Origin of the sequence: Bacillus sp. FSL K6-2944, from assembly GCF_038005385.1 — a bacterium.
Taxonomy (GTDB): domain Bacteria; phylum Bacillota; class Bacilli; order Bacillales; family Bacillaceae_G; genus Bacillus_A; species Bacillus_A cereus.
On the sequence record NZ_JBBOTE010000001.1, the window covers coordinates 3,817,459 to 3,834,121 of the forward strand.

Genomic DNA, 16,663 nt, shown 5'->3' on the forward strand with positions numbered 1-16,663 from the left:
CTTCCTACGTAAAGGTATATATACTACTTCGTTTATTGTTTTCTCTGGGCACAATTGTTATGCCTATTTTTCATAATAAATAAAAACCAATTCCCATAATGACATACGCTGCTAATAAAGTACCGCCTTCAAACCAGTTTGTATCTCCATCATTTGAAATCGCAATCGTTAAGAAAACAGCTGTAATCATAGAAACAAGTTCTGGTATTGTAAATACTAAAGGCATCCTTTGCGCGAAGAACATAGAAAGCAGTACCAATACAGGAGCAACAAACATGGCAATTTGTAATGTAGAACCAACTGCAATCTCAACTGCAATATTTACTTTATTTTTATATGCCATAATAATTGCAGATGCATGTTCCGCTGCATTCCCAACAATTGCGACGATAATAACCCCTATAAATAGTTCTGACCAACCAAATGATTTTGCAACTGTCTCAAATGTATGCACGAGCGCCTCTGACACATAAGCTACCGCAATTGTTGCTATCGCTAAAATGAGTAATGCTTTCCCTTTCGACCACTCTGGTTCTTCCTCATGAGCGACTTCATCACTTTTATGCTGATATACACCACGGTGCGTAACTAACTTAAATAGCAATGCAGCAAGGTACATAATAATCATAATAATTGAGACACCAATACTTAATTGATACGTCTTTCCAGCATCCATCTTCATTGAAAAAATCTCTGGAATAACAAATGCTACTACTACAGCAAAGATTAATAAAGCTGAATTATGCCTTGCATCATACACATTAAAACTTTGTCTTTTGTATTTAAGCCCTCCTACAAAAAAGGATAGCCCTCCTACTAATAATAAATTTCCAAGTACAGAACCCGTTAAAGAGGCTAACACCACCTCAATTAATCCTGCCTGAAGTGCAAAAATTGAAATGATTAGTTCAACGGCATTACCGAAAGTAGCATTTAATAATCCACCTATTCTAGGACCAGATACAATTGCCAAACTTTCTGTCGCTCTCCCCATAAAACCCGCTAATGCGATAATCGTAATACAATACACAGCAAACATAATTGTTTGAGGCCAATGAAGTGTTTTCCCAAGTACAGACAGTGGTACACCTATAAGAGCCACGATAAGAAATATTTTATTAAACATGCTTTTCATCCTTCCATCGTATGTATTTCTCCTCGATATTATTATTATTCTTCTCCTAACTTGTCCGATTTCATCACAATTGCGTTTAAAAAATTGAATTGAAGAAAACAGTATGAAAGATGTTTAAATCATCTTGTTTAAATAAAGAAAATGTAAATTAAGAAAAGAGGTAAAAAATATGCACTTAAAAGAAAAAATCGCAACTATTATTCAAGGTCAACGTACTGGTGTATTATCTACAGTACGAAACGAGAAACCTCATAGCGCCTTTATGATGTTTTTCCATGAAGATTTTGTACTGTATGTTGCAACAGATCGACAATCAAAAAAGATAACAGATATTGAACAAAATCCTAATGTCCATGTACTACTCGGACGAGAAGGGAAAAAATTAGATGAAGATTATATTGAAGTTGAAGGATTGGCTTCAATTGAGGAAGACTCGACATTAAAAAACAAGTTTTGGAATAATAGCTTAAAACGTTGGTTACTCGGCCCTGAAGACCCTAATTACGTATTGATAAAAATCAACCCCGACACAATTTATTACATCGATGGTGCCGGTACGACGGAGCCTGAGTTTTTACGACTATAAAATAAAACAAGCCCCCCTTAGGTGGGCTTGTTTTGTCGAAAAGTTCTTTTGAAAAAAACAATAAAATAGGTGGAACTTTCTAAAGATCCTGTTATATAATAGTATTAACTTAAATAAACTGTATTAAAACAGATTGAGAGGAGAAATAAAATTGATGAAGAGAGAAGAACGCAAAAACATGATTGAGTTTATTGAAAAGAAAAAAGGGATTGAGCGTGACGAATTACTGTTTATGACAGACGATGAAGTAGAACATATTTATAATGTAACGTACTTTTTATATGAGGAAATTGCAGAGTAGTATAATAATCCCCACCTTATTAAAAATATAAGGTGGGGATTATTTCGCTATTTAGCCCACTATTTACAGGCAGTAAAACTCCCACCTTAAAATTCAGGTGGAGCAAGAAGTTAAGTTGAAGTCGTGCTTCCTATAAGCTCAATTGCTTCAACTTTATACATGAGAATCATTTTCATGTATAATACTGTAAGATTGGAGGAATTTTACTATGAGTTCGTGGCTCTTATTTGCACTATTATCAGCAATTGCTGCTGCCCTTGTATCGATTTTTGGAAAGTTTGGTTTAGACGGCATCGATGCAAACGTTGCAACAACAATTCGATCTATTATTATGGCATTATTTATGATAGGCGTTATTATCATACAAGGTAAATTTCAAAATATCGGCGACGTACTGCTAAATAAAAAAGCACTGCTATTTATCACATTAAGTGGGATTGCAGGTGCTTCTTCATGGCTATTTTATTTTCTTGCCCTCAAAACAGGAAAGGTTTCACAAGTAGCTCCTGTCGATAAATTAAGCGTCGTATTTTCTATCATTCTCGCTATGATTATCCTCGGTGAAAAGTTAAACTTTATGACCGGCGTTGGTGTAGTCTTTATTACAGCTGGTGTATTATTTATTGCTTTCAGCTAAAAAAACCGCTATTAGCGGTTTTTCTTTTTCTTTATGTACAACCATACAAAACATGTAACAACTGCTGAAATTAATAAAATCCATATTCCATAATGATGTAAACTATACTCAACGAAGCGCCACTTCTCGCCTAACTTCCAGCCAAGCCCAATAAAAACACTTATCCAAATGAGCGCACCACCGTAAGCGTACAAACAAAAACGCCAAAGTGTCAAATTTGATACCCCAGCAAAATATGCTGTTAAATGACGTACGCCCGGTATAAAATAACCAATCATTAAAAGAAATGGCCCATATTTTTCAAATAAAATATGTGTTTTTTCAATATGATGTTCTTTAATTCTAATTTTCGGCCCATATTTCTTTAAAACAGGGAGCCCAAGTTTTAAACCTAATATGTAGCTTAACGTGATCCCTAACATCGCACCAGCCAGCCCACTTAAAAAAGCAGCAGTTCCTGACATAACTCCTTTTGAAACATTATAACCAACAAAGGTCAATAAAAACTCGTCTGGTATCGGTAATCCAACAATCCCACCAGCCAAAGCTATAACAATTCCAAAATAGCCATAATGCGCGATTAACTCGCCAATATGTTGTTCCATTCGGAAGACACATCCTATGCACGGTCGTTATTCCACATTGTACCCTTTCTATCTTTAAGGCAAACATGGTATACATATTCACTATACATTGTTTTTATAATGAACTCTACTTCTATTCTTTCCTTTAACAGAGATAAAGAAAAACTTTACTCAGTGGGAGTTTTGTTCATCCTCTACTAATTATTAACCTATGCCAATCTTGCTTTTACAGAAATCCCGACTCCACATAACTCACTTACATTCACCAATTTTGAGATTAGATTCTTATTGCCCGCAAATAACCCGATAAAAAATAAAAATTCATATGCGTGTTTTTTTGTTACAATAAAGGAAAGTTACTTTTCGCAACGGTTTAACTCTCAAGAAAAATGATATATCTAGCAAAAACATAGTTTGGTCTATATAATGCAACTTCTACCTATTAAAAGAACATACACCCTTTTACATACAACATCATTTTTCTAAATTATACAGGGGGGAACGAACATGACCATTGAAAATCAATTTATTCAAAAAGTTTACTATAAAACATTTTTAACAGAAGAAACTTCTACTCCTGCATCGGAAGTACTCGGTGAAGCATATATAAATGAATCTAAAAATGAATTCTCCAACATTTCTAATATTCGATTTGCTCAAGGTGAATTTTATTATCAAAATAAAGATTTTGAAGCAGCTATATTTAAATGGGAAAAAGTAAATAATGCTCTTGCACTTTGGGCGACAAAAAATATTGCAGATGCTTATTTTGAACTAGGATTCTTACCAAAGGCAGAAGAAATTTATCAATCTATCCAAACGGAAGATACGACTCTTACGATGGAGGTTTCCTTACAACTTCTTTCTCTTTATATCGAACAAGATCGTTTAGGACTCGCTTTTAAGACGATTAGTGAAGCTGTTGCATTCCAACCGGATTACCCAAATATTACTGCAATTGCACGTTCTTTCTATGAAAAACAAGAAGATTGGAACAACGCTATCGAACTAGCTGTTCAAGAAGGTATCCGAACACAATCTTTACACTGGTTTGATACGTTAATAACTTACATAAACAAAGGATTTACAAAAAATATTAAGCCTGAATATTTCTATGAGTCTTTAAAAGCTCTATATGCTGTTGATCAAGCTCAATTTAAAGAACTTGTTATTGCTCTTTGGAATAGCTATCAACATGAATCCTTATACCTTCCTTGGATTCAAAGTATTAATCATTTATTCTTGCATATTGAAACAGACAATAATGACGATTGGAATGAAATCTCTACTCGCTACCAAGAAACATACTTTGCATTAATTACCGGAAATCATTTTATGCATGAATTAAACGGACTTGTACCAAATTTATTAACAAATTGGTTCAGTTTAACGAAAGCAAAAGATTCTCTAGTTGTCTCTGCAGCAGTGTTAGCATGGAATGAAGTCTCACCTACAACTTTAGAATCATTACTCGTAAAAAGTGCTGGATCCTTACTTTCTAATACATCAGCTGAAGCAGATGTAAATATGGAAACAGTTTCTCATTTATTCGAAACAATCGCTGTATGGGCTGAGAAAAATGATGTAGATTTAAGTCATCAATTTACGCTACTCGTCCATGAACTATGTGATTTAAATGTCACACCAATACTAATAGCTGGAACTAGTGACCATGATAAAACATCATTTGTTAATTCAATATTGGGAGAGAACATCTTAACTGAAACTTTAACAACTCCTATTCTATTTAAAGACGCTAGTCAAACTGAAATAACAGAATTTACCGAGTTAGATATAAGAAATATCCCTAACCTTGATGAATTCCATCAAATAACGGCTACATCTGCTCAGTCAGAACTTGAGAAAAAATGTATAGAAATTAAGCTACCAAGTAGGTTTTTAAGAAAAAATAAGTTTACATTTCTTATTACACCATCTATTCAAGGACAATTGGATAAAAACAATGCATACTTTGAATACTTACAAGCAGCAGATAGCCTTGTATACGTATTAAATTCTTCTTCACCATTGCATAGTCAAGAAATTGATACGTTAATTTATTTACGTGAACAAGTACCAAACTTACAAATTCACTTCGTATCACACACAAATAATACGACTACTGATGAAAAACTAATTAGTAAACTTAAAGTACATTTTCCAGATGCACAATTCTTCCCATACTCTCCTTCGCAAGAGAGTAGCCAGCAACTTGGAGATGTAACAGAATCTATTCTTTCTAATCTTGCAAAACGTGATATAGAAAAAGAACGTATAGAAAAGCTAATATGGTTTACGCAAAAGACAATTGCTTATCTCATAAATGAACGTGTGGAATTAGAAAATACATTAGTAAAATCCGTACGCTGGAATAAACACATCTCAGTGAAACTTACTGGATTTATTAATAACCTTACTGCTCTTGAAAAAGATAAAATTCGTTCTATTACCGAATCCTATCTTTTAACGAAAGAAGAAATTACACGAGATATACATTCTCAAATTCCTGAATTATTACAGAGCTGCTCTGATCTTGTTCAAGAAGATAGTGATTTCAAATTAGTTCATGAAGAATTAAATGCTGCAATGAATGAACGAGTTCAAAAGCATGTACAACAGGTACTTCTTCCTAAATTTACTGGGTCTATTCAAGAATGGATTGAAACAGCACATAATGAATTTATTCAAGCTCAAGCTTATTTAGATGAAATGAGTGAAACGTTTAATAAATTATATAAAGAAGAACGTATGAAACTTCCTTGCGATTTCAAATTATTAGATGATTGGAATCGAGATGTTGTACGAATGACAAATCGAATTACAGTAACGAACATCAATATTTTATTACGCTTTACACCGACACAGTTTTTCTTAAAAAGTGCCGGAAAATTATTTGGTAATATGCAAAAAAACCAATCTATGCTCGCCAACAAATATAAACAATATATTGAAACAGAAGACTATACAGAAATTGCTCACACAATTTCAAAACAATTCTTCCTTCAATTTGAAGTATTTGAAGGTGCATTAGAACGTGATATCATGATGTTCTTCAAAGATCCACTTAATATATTGAAACAAAATGTAGATGCAGCTCAACTTGAGATAAAGGAAGACGAGCAAACATTAGCAACGCTAAGAAGCAATCCAGAAACATATCATGATCCTTTGGCGTTATTTAAACTACAATTGCTACAACATAAATTCGTTTTAAGTACTACAAAGAAACATGAAGATATTTTTGTATCAAACGAATCTCCTACTGTTTAACAAAAAAAACCAAGCAAACTAAAATTTGCTTGGTTTTTTACTTTATTATTTTCATATGTTCAAACGGATAATAAATGCCTGCTAACTTTCCTAACACATCTTCTCTATCAATAAAACCTAAACCATTTCTACTATCTTTACTTATTAAGCGATTATCTCCCATAACAAAAATCTTATTTTCGGGAACTGTAATTGGTCCAAAGTCCTCTGTTAAATTCATAAGTTTTTTTTCTGCTTGTTTTTTATTACTATCCAAATACTCTTCATCTTTCACTTCAGAATTTACATATAATTGATCATTTCTCATCTCAATTATATCTCCAGGTAATCCAATCACTCTTTTGACATAAAAATTATCTGTTTTCATAACAATAATATCTTCTCTCCCATAGCTTTCAAATTGTTTTGCTAGCTTATTAACAATCACCTTATCTCCATCTTGCAACGTCGGCCTCATGGATGCTCCTTTTACATTCGTCGGAAAAAACACAAAAATTTTCGCCAAAAACACCAATAAACATGCAATTGCAATAGTTCCAAAGAATTCACGCCAACGTTTTTTCTTTTGCATCATTTCACCAACTCATCATCTTTTTACTTTCATTATAAATAATACGACCGATGATTTTCTACAAAATTCTGAATTATAAAATTATAATATTAGAAATTTCAAAATGGTAATACTGATCAAATTAAACAAGCAAAAAAGATACTCTCAAAATAGTCTATTCACTATTTTGAGAGTATCTTTTTATAATCCCACATATACAATACACATTTGAGCAGCTACATATGTAAACCAAATCCAAAGTGGCTCATACTTCAATTTACGTCCTCCGATATCTGTCACGCCAATAATAAAATCAGAAATCACAAACAGTAAACCACCAAACGCTGGTATCCACCATATTCCTGTATTTTCATAATATAAGGCGAATGCAAAGCAAGCCATTCCTCCAACCCACAATCCGTAAATTAGAGCTCCTATCGTAAACAATTTATCCTGTTTATCATTTCGGATAAAGAAGAACCATCCTACAATTAGAAAGAGCCCATATACGAGTAAGCCAATCCAAAAACCATTCCACGAAATTCCTGTTTGCAAAAATGCTTTTACATAAAAACAATGAGCAAGAGCGAAAGTAACCATCCCACCAATTAACCTGTGACCAATTGGAATCAGCCCAGCCATAAACAAATCTCCTACAGTCGATAAAGTCATACCAAGTGCAACCCACGTACTATACTCTACAGATGGATCTTGTAACCATATCCAAATTGCACTACCTGTTAAAGAAAAACTAAGAATAAGACGGATTGCTAAAGGTAACGGCATATTATCTTTCGTTCTTTTTGTCTGCCGCATTGCATAAATTGCACCAATTAAAAAAAGAAGTATTTGCCCAATTAACACCACGTAAAGTAGATTCATAATATGTTCTCCTCAATAAATGCTTTTTGTATCTTTTTTCGTTATACTTAGTCTATTATCCTTTTTCTATAAAAAAAGAAGAACAGTACTGTTCTTCCATTGTAATCGCTTTTCTGCTTTCTATGCTACTTGTTTTTCTTTCTCTATTTTTTGCTTAGCTGGCGTCCGATTTACCACAATAATTCCCGCGGCTACACATGCTAAACCGAGTAACACAAATGAATGAATTGCTTCACCTAAAATCATGCTCGATAATAACACACCAAATACGGGTATAAAGAACATATACATAGATACTTTTCCAACCTTATTGTACTTCATAATTGTATTCCAAATGCAAAAACCAGCTGCAGATAAGAAAGATAAATAAATCAGCATAATTAGTGCATGTAGACTAAATGTAAATGGCATTAATCCAATTTGTAAAGCCCCTATACATAATAATCCTATAGAACCAAACATCATTTGGTATGCTGTCATATAGCCAACATCTAACGTTTTACTACCTTCTTTCGCTAATATGTTTCCATATGAATACAGCATTGCTGCACTAAGAAGTAATAAGCTTCCAATTCCAAAATGAAATGATAAGCTACCATCACTCGGCATATTTACTAAAACGACGCCACAAAAGCCAATCGATACGCCAATTATTTTTCTCATATTGAGGGCATCATCTTTATATAAAAAATGGGCGAGTAAAATTTGAAAGAATGATGATGTCCCTGAAATGATAGCTCCTTCAATTCCCGAACTATAACTCATTCCAATATAAAAACAGATATATTGAAGAAACGTTTGGAATAAACCAATTTGTATTAACTGTTTCCCCGTTCCTTTTTTGAAGCTCATATCTTTTCCTAACACTTTAAAGAATAATAAGAGCATGAATCCAGATAAAAAGAAACGATAACCGGCAAATAATATTTGCTCTCCAACTTCTTGTGGTTGAATTCCAAGTTCAACATAACTTAATTTAATAAAAGGAAATGCGCTTCCCCATAAAAAAGTTGCTACTATTGCAGCAATAAATACGCCAATCGGATGGGTAAAAAATTTCTCTGTCTTCACTTGTTGTCTTCCTTTCCGACCTTTTTATGAACAATATTCATATATACCAAAGGAATTGCGAAAACACAAGTTTTCCGTTTATACTTGAAACAAAACCGTACCATCTCATAAAAACATATGATATACTATAGAATAATTACAACATAAGAACGATTAAAAACAGATTCAACAGAAATGCTGCTATCCATTATGGATGGCAGCTTTCGTCGTTTTATAGGGGTTTCGATTTTGATTATTTTTCTCAATAAGAATTCGGAAGGAGCGAGTAGTAATGAACTCAGAAGTAAAAACGTTACACGCAAAAGAAACAATTTCTCATCCCTCTTTATGGGACACATTAAAAAAACATTATGAACTTGTATTTGCAGTAGCATCTGGTATTTTTATTTTAGTTGGTTGGTTATTTACAAAGAACGATGCAATGAATGTAGGTATTACTTGCTATATCCTTGCTTATATAGTTGGTGGATATGCAAAAGCAAAAGAAGGAATTGAAGATACGATTGAAGAAAAAGAGCTAAATGTTGAAATGCTAATGCTCTTTGCAGCTATCGGTGCTGCAATTATTGGCTACTGGGCAGAAGGGGCTATTTTAATCTTCATCTTTGCGCTCAGCGGTGCTATGGAATCTTATACATTAAGTAAGAGCCAAAAAGAAATTTCCGCTCTTCTTGACTTACAACCCGAAGAAGCATTACGCATTTCCAACGGAACAGAGGAACGTATTCCTGTTGGAGAGTTACAAATTAACGACATTATTTTAATTAAACCAGGTGAACGTGTTCCTGCTGACGGTACGATTCATAACGGTGAAACAAATATCGATGAAGCAGCAATCACGGGAGAACCTATTCCAAATGAGAAAAGATATGGCGATGAAGTATTTGCAGGTACTGTAAATTTACGTGGTGCTATCGAAGTTAAAATTACGAAGCCGAGCGATCAAACATTATTCCAAAAGATTATCCGTCTCGTACAAAGTGCACAAAGTGAAAAATCACCATCACAACTATTCATCGAAAAATTTGAAGGAACATACGTAAAAGGTGTACTACTCGTTGTTGCGCTTATGATGTTCGTTCCTCATTTCTTACTTGACTGGAGCTGGAATGAAACGTTTTATCGCGCTATGATCTTACTTGTAGTCGCATCTCCTTGTGCACTCGTTGCTGCCATTACACCAGCAACGTTATCAGCCATTTCTAACGGAGCAAGAAATGGGATTCTCTTTAAAGGTGGCATACATTTAGAACGTCTCGCTTCAGTAAAAGCAATCGCCTTTGATAAAACAGGAACATTAACAGAAGGAAAACCTACCGTAACAGATATATATGTTCGAGAAAATATGACAGAAAAAGAAGTACTTTCTATTACAGCATCAATTGAAAGTCACTCTACACATCCTTTGGCTGAATCTATTGTTAAATATGCACAACATGCGTACGACATTACATTAAAAAAACCAGAAAAGGTTGAAGATGTAACTGGTTTTGGGCTAAAAGGAATATTCGAAAACAACGCTTATAAAATAGGTAAAGCTGATTTTATCGGTGAAGAAACAAAAACATTTCATAATGGTATTTCTGCCTCACTTGAAAAGGAAGGTAAAACTGTCGTTTATATTAGTGATGAGGGAGGCATTCTTGGACTTATCGCTTTAAAAGATACGCTTCGCCAAGAAACAATAGCTGCTATTCGTGATTTACAAAGCATTGGTGTCGAAGCAATTATGATTACTGGAGATAATGAAGAAACGGCAAAAGCAATTGCCTCTGAAAGTAATATAAAGGAATATTACGCATCATGCTTACCAGAAACAAAAGTTGAAACGATTAAAAAGTTAAAAGAAAAATACGGTACAGTAGCAATGGTCGGAGACGGTATAAATGATGCACCTGCACTAGCTACTGCTAGCATTGGTGTCGCAATGGGAGAAGGAACAGATGTAGCTTTAGAAACTGCGGATGTTGTACTGATGAAGAACGAACTATCTCGTCTTTCTCAAGCGATCCGTCTATCAAAACGAATGAATCGTATTGTGAAGCAAAACGTAATCTTTTCGCTAGCCGTTATTGCCATGCTAATTTGTTCAAACTTCTTGCAATTTTTAGCTCTTCCGTTCGGTGTTATTGGCCATGAAGGAAGTACGATTCTTGTCATTTTGAATGGCTTACGATTATTAAAAGGAAGCAAATAAAACGGGTCCCTCATAGAGGACCCGTTTTTTTTAATGATAGCTATTATGACCGTTCGCACTGCTACTCGTTTTATGCTTTGGATGCGAACTGCTCTTTTGTTTATTATTACTTTTATTATTATGGTTCTTTTTATTATTACTCATGAAATATCCCCCCTGTTCCTTTTTATTATGGAACAAGAGCTCATTATTCATTACGGGAATTATTGTCACCGGTTCTATAATGGTGGAGTAAACCATTAATTTCACCGCCAAGTAAAATTACCCATCCAGTTAAGTAAAACCATAACATTAAAATAATGATACCACCGAGACCACCATATGTATTGGCGTAATTCGCAAACTTATCTACATAATAAGCAAATGAGTACGATACCACAATCCATCCTACAGTAGCAAATAACGCCCCTGAAATAACTTCTCTTCTTTTTAACTTTCGATCTGGTGCAAATGTATATAAGAAACTAAATAAAGCAAATAGCACGAAGAAACTCGCTACTAATCGTGTAATGCTCCATACGAAAGAAAAACTATCTGATAAACCGAGTGCTTTAAACACTGCTGCTCCAATAACTTGTCCGAATACCGGAACAATTAACGCAAAGACAATCATAAAAATAATAGCTAATGTAAACACAATTGATAACGCTCTTGTTGTAATAAAAGAACGTGTTTCCTTCACGTCATAAGCGCGGTTAAAAGCATTCATAACCGCATTAACACCATTTGAGGCAAACCATAACATGGATAATAAACCAAATGATAATAAACCACCATTTTGCTGGTTTACAACTTTATCTACATTTACCTCAATTAAGTTCATTGCATCATCTGGTACATAAACCTCTAATAAACTAAGCACATCCTCTGTTTGAATGGGAATAAATCCAAGAAGCGTAATTAAGAAAACGAGCCCAGGAAAAATTGCAAGCAAGAAGAAATAAGCGAGCTGTGCTGCCAAGCCCGCTACATCATCGCGCATCGTCCGGTCATATAAATCTTTACCAAACGAATAAGTACGATTTCTTCTCACCTTTTCTAAAATTTTTCTCATATATGTTTAAACGCTTTTCTTCTCTTCTTTATCTTGCTTTAACTCAATGTACGCTTCAGTTTTTTTTTCCACTGCATTTGAGTCTTTCATAAATAATTCACGCGCTTCTTTCATACCACCATCTTCAGCAACTATTGGCTCTTCTTCTACTTTCAACTCATCTACCTTTGGAGATACAGCTTGAATTTCAATCGTTTCTGGCTTTTCTTCTGGCTCAACTTTTTTCTTACTAAAAATTTCTTTCGTTTCTTTTAACGTCTCTACAACAGATGGCGTTAATTTTTTAATTTCTGCTACTTTCGCTTTTACCACATTGAAATCTGCAAGTTCGCGTCCTTTATCTGTAACAGTTTGCACTTTTTCTTTGATCTTTGCATTTTCACCAATTTCAATCATCTTTGTTTTTGCTTTTTCTGCTGTATTTTTTACTTTTTCGCGGTTTTCTTTCTTTAACATGGATACAGCTACACCTGCAGCTACACCAATCGCAATGTTTCGAGCAATATTATTTTTCTTTGCCATATTCCTTCACCCTTTCATTTCTTATGTTAGAAAGTATTTCTTTCTAAGCTTCCTCATATTCCTTGTTCATTTCGAATGAAAGCTAATAGCTTTGCACACCCTTCTGTTACAAGGTCATATACTTCTTGGAAATTCCCTGTATAGTAAGGGTCAGGAACGTCTGTCCAGCCACCGTCTGGAACAAAGTCGGACAGCCTACCAATATAGCCTCCAGTTTTACCTAAACTTTTTAAATCTGCTATATTCTTGTTGTCCATGGCAATAATATAATCAAACTTTGTTAAGTCTTCTTTTTCTACTTGCCTTGCTTTAATTCCTTCAAAAGTGACTGCATTTTCTTTTAAAATTTTTTGTGTTCCTTTATGTGGCGGATGGCCAACGTGCCAATCTCCAGTTCCTGCAGAATCAATGACAATTTTCTCTTCAAGTCCCTCTTTTACGACAAGATTTCGAAAAATCGCTTCTGCCATCGGAGAACGGCAAATGTTCCCAAGACAAACAAACAATACTTGAACCATATTTTTGTTTCTTCCCTTCTTGGTGCATTTCTTAATATATACTTATAGTATAAACAACCAATTATTAAATATAAAGGAAATCCCTACTAATTTAATGGGATTGAAAAGATTCATTAACGAAAATGATAAAAAATGTTAAGATAGCCTTATGTTATTTTAAAGGGGGACACTTCGGTGGATTTATCCGTAAAGTCAGAAGAAAACGTTGAATATATGGTCGAAGCTATTAAAGAAAAATTACGTATGGTTAATGCTGGAGCGATGAGAGCTGCTAGTTTTAACGAAGAAATGTACGAAGATTTACGTGACATTTATGATCATGTTATGAAACGTGAAACATTCAGCATTAGTGAAATGCAAGCCATTACAGAAGAATTAGGTACATTAATTAAAAAGTAAAAAAGCCTCTCTTATATGAGGCTCTTTTTTACTTCCAACAAATTCATGACAACTCATCTCTTTCCCTCAACCAACTGTAAAATATTGTACAATAGAAGTAGAACCTCATCTTAGATTTTTTCTCCATACATACTACTCACAAATAATAGCAACACTACCATTGCTAACTGTTTTTACTGGAGGTGCTTACTTATGAGCAATTGGTACAGTAAGACGAAAGATCAAATATTAATTGACCTAGAAACAAACGAACAACACGGTTTAACAGATGAAATTGTAAGTGAACGTTTAAAGCAATACGGTTCTAATGAGTTAGCTACAAAACAAAAACGCACTTTATGGCAGCGTATTTTCGCCCAAATTAATGACGTCCTCGTATATGTCCTTATTATTGCTGCCCTTATTTCTGCCTTTGTAGGTGAATGGGCGGATGCCAGTATTATCGCGCTCGTTGTAGTTTTAAATGCTGTTATTGGTGTTGTCCAAGAATCGAAAGCAGAACAAGCTTTAGAGGCATTAAAAAAGATGGCAACACCTAAAGCTATCGTCAAGAGAAATGGTGAACTAAAAGAAATTCCATCTGAGCACGTCGTTCCAGGGGATATCGTTATGCTCGACGCCGGACGATATATCCCATGCGATTTACGCCTTATCGAAACCGCAAATTTAAAAGTTGAAGAATCTGCTCTAACTGGTGAATCTGTCCCTGTTGATAAAGATGCAATCTATCACCCTTCTATGCAACGTGATGAGCAAGTACCACTCGGCGATCAAAAAAACATGGCTTTTATGTCTACTCTTGTAACATACGGAAGAGGCGTCGGTGTTGCTGTTGAAACTGGAATGAACTCACAAATTGGTAAGATTGCTACCCTTTTACATGAAGCAGACGATGATATGACACCACTTCAAAAAAGCTTAGCACAAGTCGGAAAATATTTAGGCTTTGTCGCTGTAGCTATTTGTATCGTTATGTTCCTCATCGGTTTTTTACAAGGCCGGGATACGTTAGAAATGTTTATGACTGCTATTAGTTTAGCCGTTGCAGCTATTCCAGAAGGCTTGCCAGCTATCGTTTCCATCGTTCTTGCAATTGGTGTGCAACGTATGATTAAACAAAACGTTATCATTCGCAAACTACCAGCTGTTGAAGCCCTCGGTTCTGTCACAATTATTTGTTCAGATAAAACAGGTACGTTAACGCAAAATAAAATGACCGTTACTCACTTTTATAGTGATAACACATACGATCGCTTAGAAAGTTTAAATGTAAATAATGATGCGCAACGTCTATTGTTAGAAAATATGGTGCTATGTAATGATGCGTCTTACAATAACGAATCACAAACGGGAGACCCGACTGAAATTGCACTTCTCGTTGCTGGAACCACTTTTAACATGCAAAAAGATCATTTAGAAAAAATACATGAACGTGTTAACGAAGTACCTTTCGATTCAGATCGTAAAATGATGTCAACTGTACATACATACGATGAAAGCTACTATAGCATGACGAAAGGCGCTATTGATAAGCTCTTACCCCGATGTACCCATATTTTTAAAAACGGCAAAATCGAGATTTTAACTGATTCTGATAAAAATCAAATATTAAAAGCTGCCGGAGCAATGTCTCAAGAAGCTTTAAGAGTACTTTCATTCGCATTTAAACAATACGATTCAAACGATGTGGATATAAATCATCTTGAAAAAAGTCTTATCTTTATTGGTCTTGTCGGTATGATTGATCCACCACGAACTGAAGTGAAAGATTCAATTAAAGAATGTAAAAAAGCCGGTATTCGCACAGTTATGATTACTGGTGACCATAAAGATACCGCCTTTGCAATTGCCAAAGAACTTGGCATTGCTGAAGAAATATCGGAAATTATGATTGGAACTGAATTAGATAACATTTCTGATACAGAACTAGCTAGCAAAATTAATCATTTAAATGTATTCGCTAGAGTCTCTCCAGAGCATAAAGTGAAAATTGTAAAAGCATTACGCGCGAAAGGAAATATCGTTTCTATGACTGGTGATGGTGTCAATGACGCTCCATCTTTAAAGCAAGCTGATGTTGGCGTAGCGATGGGCATTACAGGAACAGACGTTGCAAAAGGGGCAGCAGATGTCGTGTTAACAGATGATAATTTCTCATCTATTGTGAAAGCCGTTGAAGAAGGTAGAAATATTTATCGTAACATAAAAAAATCAATTCTCTTCCTACTCTCTTGTAACTTCGGAGAAATTATCGCTTTATTTTTAGCGATTTTACTCGGCTGGGCAACACCACTACGACCTATTCATATTTTGTGGGTGAATTTAATTACAGATACACTGCCTGCATTATCACTTGGGGTTGATCCTGAAGATCCAGATGTGATGAAGGAAAAACCACGACATGCGAAAGAAAGCTTATTTAGTGGCAGCGTTCCTTTCCTGATTTTCAATGGAGTTATCATTGGACTTTTAACGCTAATAGCTTTTATCGCCGGAGCAAAATTCTATACTGGAGATACAAATTTATTCCCTCTTTTCCCAGAGCGAATTGATGACGATGCTCTATTACATGCTCAAACGATGGCATTTGTCGTTCTTAGTTTTTCTCAGCTCGTTCATTCATTTAACTTGCGTTCAAGAACGAAATCAATTTTTTCAATTGGGATCTTTACAAATAAATATTTAGTTTTCTCCCTTCTTATCGGTGTTCTTATGCAAGTTTGTATCATCTCCATCCCGCCCCTTGCAAATATATTCGGTGTACATGCATTAACGATGCGAGATTGGGGATTTGTTCTCTTATTAAGTATCATTCCACTTATTGTGAATGAGATTATTAAATTAGTGAAGAGAAACTAAAAGGCAATGAGGAATAGTCCTCATTGCCTTTTCATTTATCCTACTATTTTCCGTGCAGTAAAACTCCCACCTCAAAATTCAGTTTGAGCAAAGAAGTT

Annotated in this window: 15 protein-coding genes; 7 read left to right on the plus strand and 8 right to left on the minus strand. The window is 34.7% G+C overall.

What is annotated here, in order from left to right; all coding sequences use genetic code 11:
• Positions 1-70: 70 nt before the first annotated feature.
• Positions 71-1,126: a calcium/proton exchanger gene (gene cax, locus MHH55_RS19570; protein ID WP_000482146.1), complete on the minus strand. Its 1,056-nt coding sequence runs from the start codon at positions 1,124-1,126 to the stop codon at positions 71-73.
• Positions 1,127-1,304: 178 nt separating this feature from the next.
• Between cax and MHH55_RS19575 the strand changes: the two genes are divergently transcribed.
• From MHH55_RS19575 to MHH55_RS19585, 3 genes are all read left to right on the plus strand, one after another.
• Positions 1,305-1,721, plus strand: coding sequence for a pyridoxamine 5'-phosphate oxidase family protein (locus tag MHH55_RS19575; protein WP_000550220.1), 417 nt, complete (start codon positions 1,305-1,307; stop codon positions 1,719-1,721).
• 154 nt (positions 1,722-1,875) lie between these two features.
• Positions 1,876-2,022: a BH0509 family protein gene (locus tag MHH55_RS19580; protein ID WP_000817786.1), complete on the plus strand. Its 147-nt coding sequence runs from the start codon at positions 1,876-1,878 to the stop codon at positions 2,020-2,022.
• A gap of 208 nt (positions 2,023-2,230) precedes the next feature.
• The gene (locus tag MHH55_RS19585; protein WP_000100295.1) at positions 2,231-2,659 is read left to right on the plus strand and encodes an EamA family transporter; all 429 of its coding nucleotides are present in this window, start codon (positions 2,231-2,233) and stop codon (positions 2,657-2,659) included.
• An 11-nt stretch (positions 2,660-2,670) separates the two neighbouring features.
• Here MHH55_RS19585 and MHH55_RS19590 read toward each other — a convergent pair whose 3' ends face one another.
• Complete coding sequence (locus tag MHH55_RS19590) at positions 2,671-3,264, minus strand: DedA family protein (RefSeq protein WP_000434872.1); 594 nt, start codon at positions 3,262-3,264, stop codon at positions 2,671-2,673.
• Positions 3,265-3,750: 486 nt separating this feature from the next.
• Here MHH55_RS19590 and MHH55_RS19595 point away from each other — a divergent pair, with 486 nt between their 5' ends.
• Positions 3,751-6,513, plus strand: a complete 2,763-nt coding sequence (locus MHH55_RS19595) for a tetratricopeptide repeat protein (protein WP_000151418.1) — start codon at positions 3,751-3,753, stop codon at positions 6,511-6,513.
• 37 nt (positions 6,514-6,550) lie between these two features.
• Here the strand turns inward: MHH55_RS19595 and lepB are convergent, their stop codons facing one another.
• The 3 genes from lepB to MHH55_RS19610 all read right to left on the minus strand — a co-directional run bounded on the left by lepB (position 6,551) and on the right by MHH55_RS19610 (position 9,016).
• On the minus strand, positions 6,551-7,087 hold the full coding sequence (gene lepB / locus MHH55_RS19600; protein ID WP_000983303.1) for a signal peptidase I: 537 nt from the start codon (positions 7,085-7,087) through the stop codon (positions 6,551-6,553).
• A 177-nt stretch (positions 7,088-7,264) separates the two neighbouring features.
• Complete coding sequence (locus MHH55_RS19605) at positions 7,265-7,945, minus strand: lysoplasmalogenase (RefSeq protein WP_001051080.1); 681 nt, start codon at positions 7,943-7,945, stop codon at positions 7,265-7,267.
• A gap of 120 nt (positions 7,946-8,065) precedes the next feature.
• Positions 8,066-9,016 (minus strand): DMT family transporter, encoded by a 951-nt coding sequence (locus MHH55_RS19610; protein WP_074555622.1) that lies wholly within the window; start codon positions 9,014-9,016, stop codon positions 8,066-8,068.
• A gap of 271 nt (positions 9,017-9,287) precedes the next feature.
• Between MHH55_RS19610 and MHH55_RS19615 the strand changes: the two genes are divergently transcribed.
• Complete coding sequence (locus tag MHH55_RS19615) at positions 9,288-11,213, plus strand: heavy metal translocating P-type ATPase (protein WP_001083753.1); 1,926 nt, start codon at positions 9,288-9,290, stop codon at positions 11,211-11,213.
• 187 nt (positions 11,214-11,400) lie between these two features.
• Here the strand turns inward: MHH55_RS19615 and MHH55_RS19620 are convergent, their stop codons facing one another.
• Genes MHH55_RS19620 through MHH55_RS19630 form a run of 3 tightly spaced genes read right to left on the minus strand, consistent with a single transcriptional unit; the run spans position 11,401 to position 13,307 of the window.
• On the minus strand, positions 11,401-12,267 hold the full coding sequence (locus MHH55_RS19620) for a YihY/virulence factor BrkB family protein (RefSeq protein WP_001226536.1): 867 nt from the start codon (positions 12,265-12,267) through the stop codon (positions 11,401-11,403).
• A 6-nt stretch (positions 12,268-12,273) separates the two neighbouring features.
• Positions 12,274-12,789 carry a DUF4075 domain-containing protein gene (locus tag MHH55_RS19625; RefSeq protein WP_001085389.1) on the minus strand — a complete coding sequence of 172 codons (516 nt, stop codon included), beginning with the start codon at positions 12,787-12,789 and terminating at the stop codon, positions 12,274-12,276.
• A 53-nt stretch (positions 12,790-12,842) separates the two neighbouring features.
• A complete protein-coding gene (locus MHH55_RS19630) occupies positions 12,843-13,307 on the minus strand; it encodes a low molecular weight protein-tyrosine-phosphatase (protein WP_000250916.1) in 465 nt (154 codons plus the stop codon).
• A 174-nt stretch (positions 13,308-13,481) separates the two neighbouring features.
• Between MHH55_RS19630 and MHH55_RS19635 the strand changes: the two genes are divergently transcribed.
• Together MHH55_RS19635 and MHH55_RS19640 are read left to right on the plus strand one after the other, a co-directional pair.
• Positions 13,482-13,706, plus strand: coding sequence for a DUF1128 domain-containing protein (locus tag MHH55_RS19635; protein WP_000366196.1), 225 nt, complete (start codon positions 13,482-13,484; stop codon positions 13,704-13,706).
• A gap of 192 nt (positions 13,707-13,898) precedes the next feature.
• Complete coding sequence (locus MHH55_RS19640; RefSeq protein WP_059304171.1) at positions 13,899-16,565, plus strand: cation-translocating P-type ATPase; 2,667 nt, start codon at positions 13,899-13,901, stop codon at positions 16,563-16,565.
• The last annotated feature ends 98 nt before the right edge of the window (positions 16,566-16,663 follow it).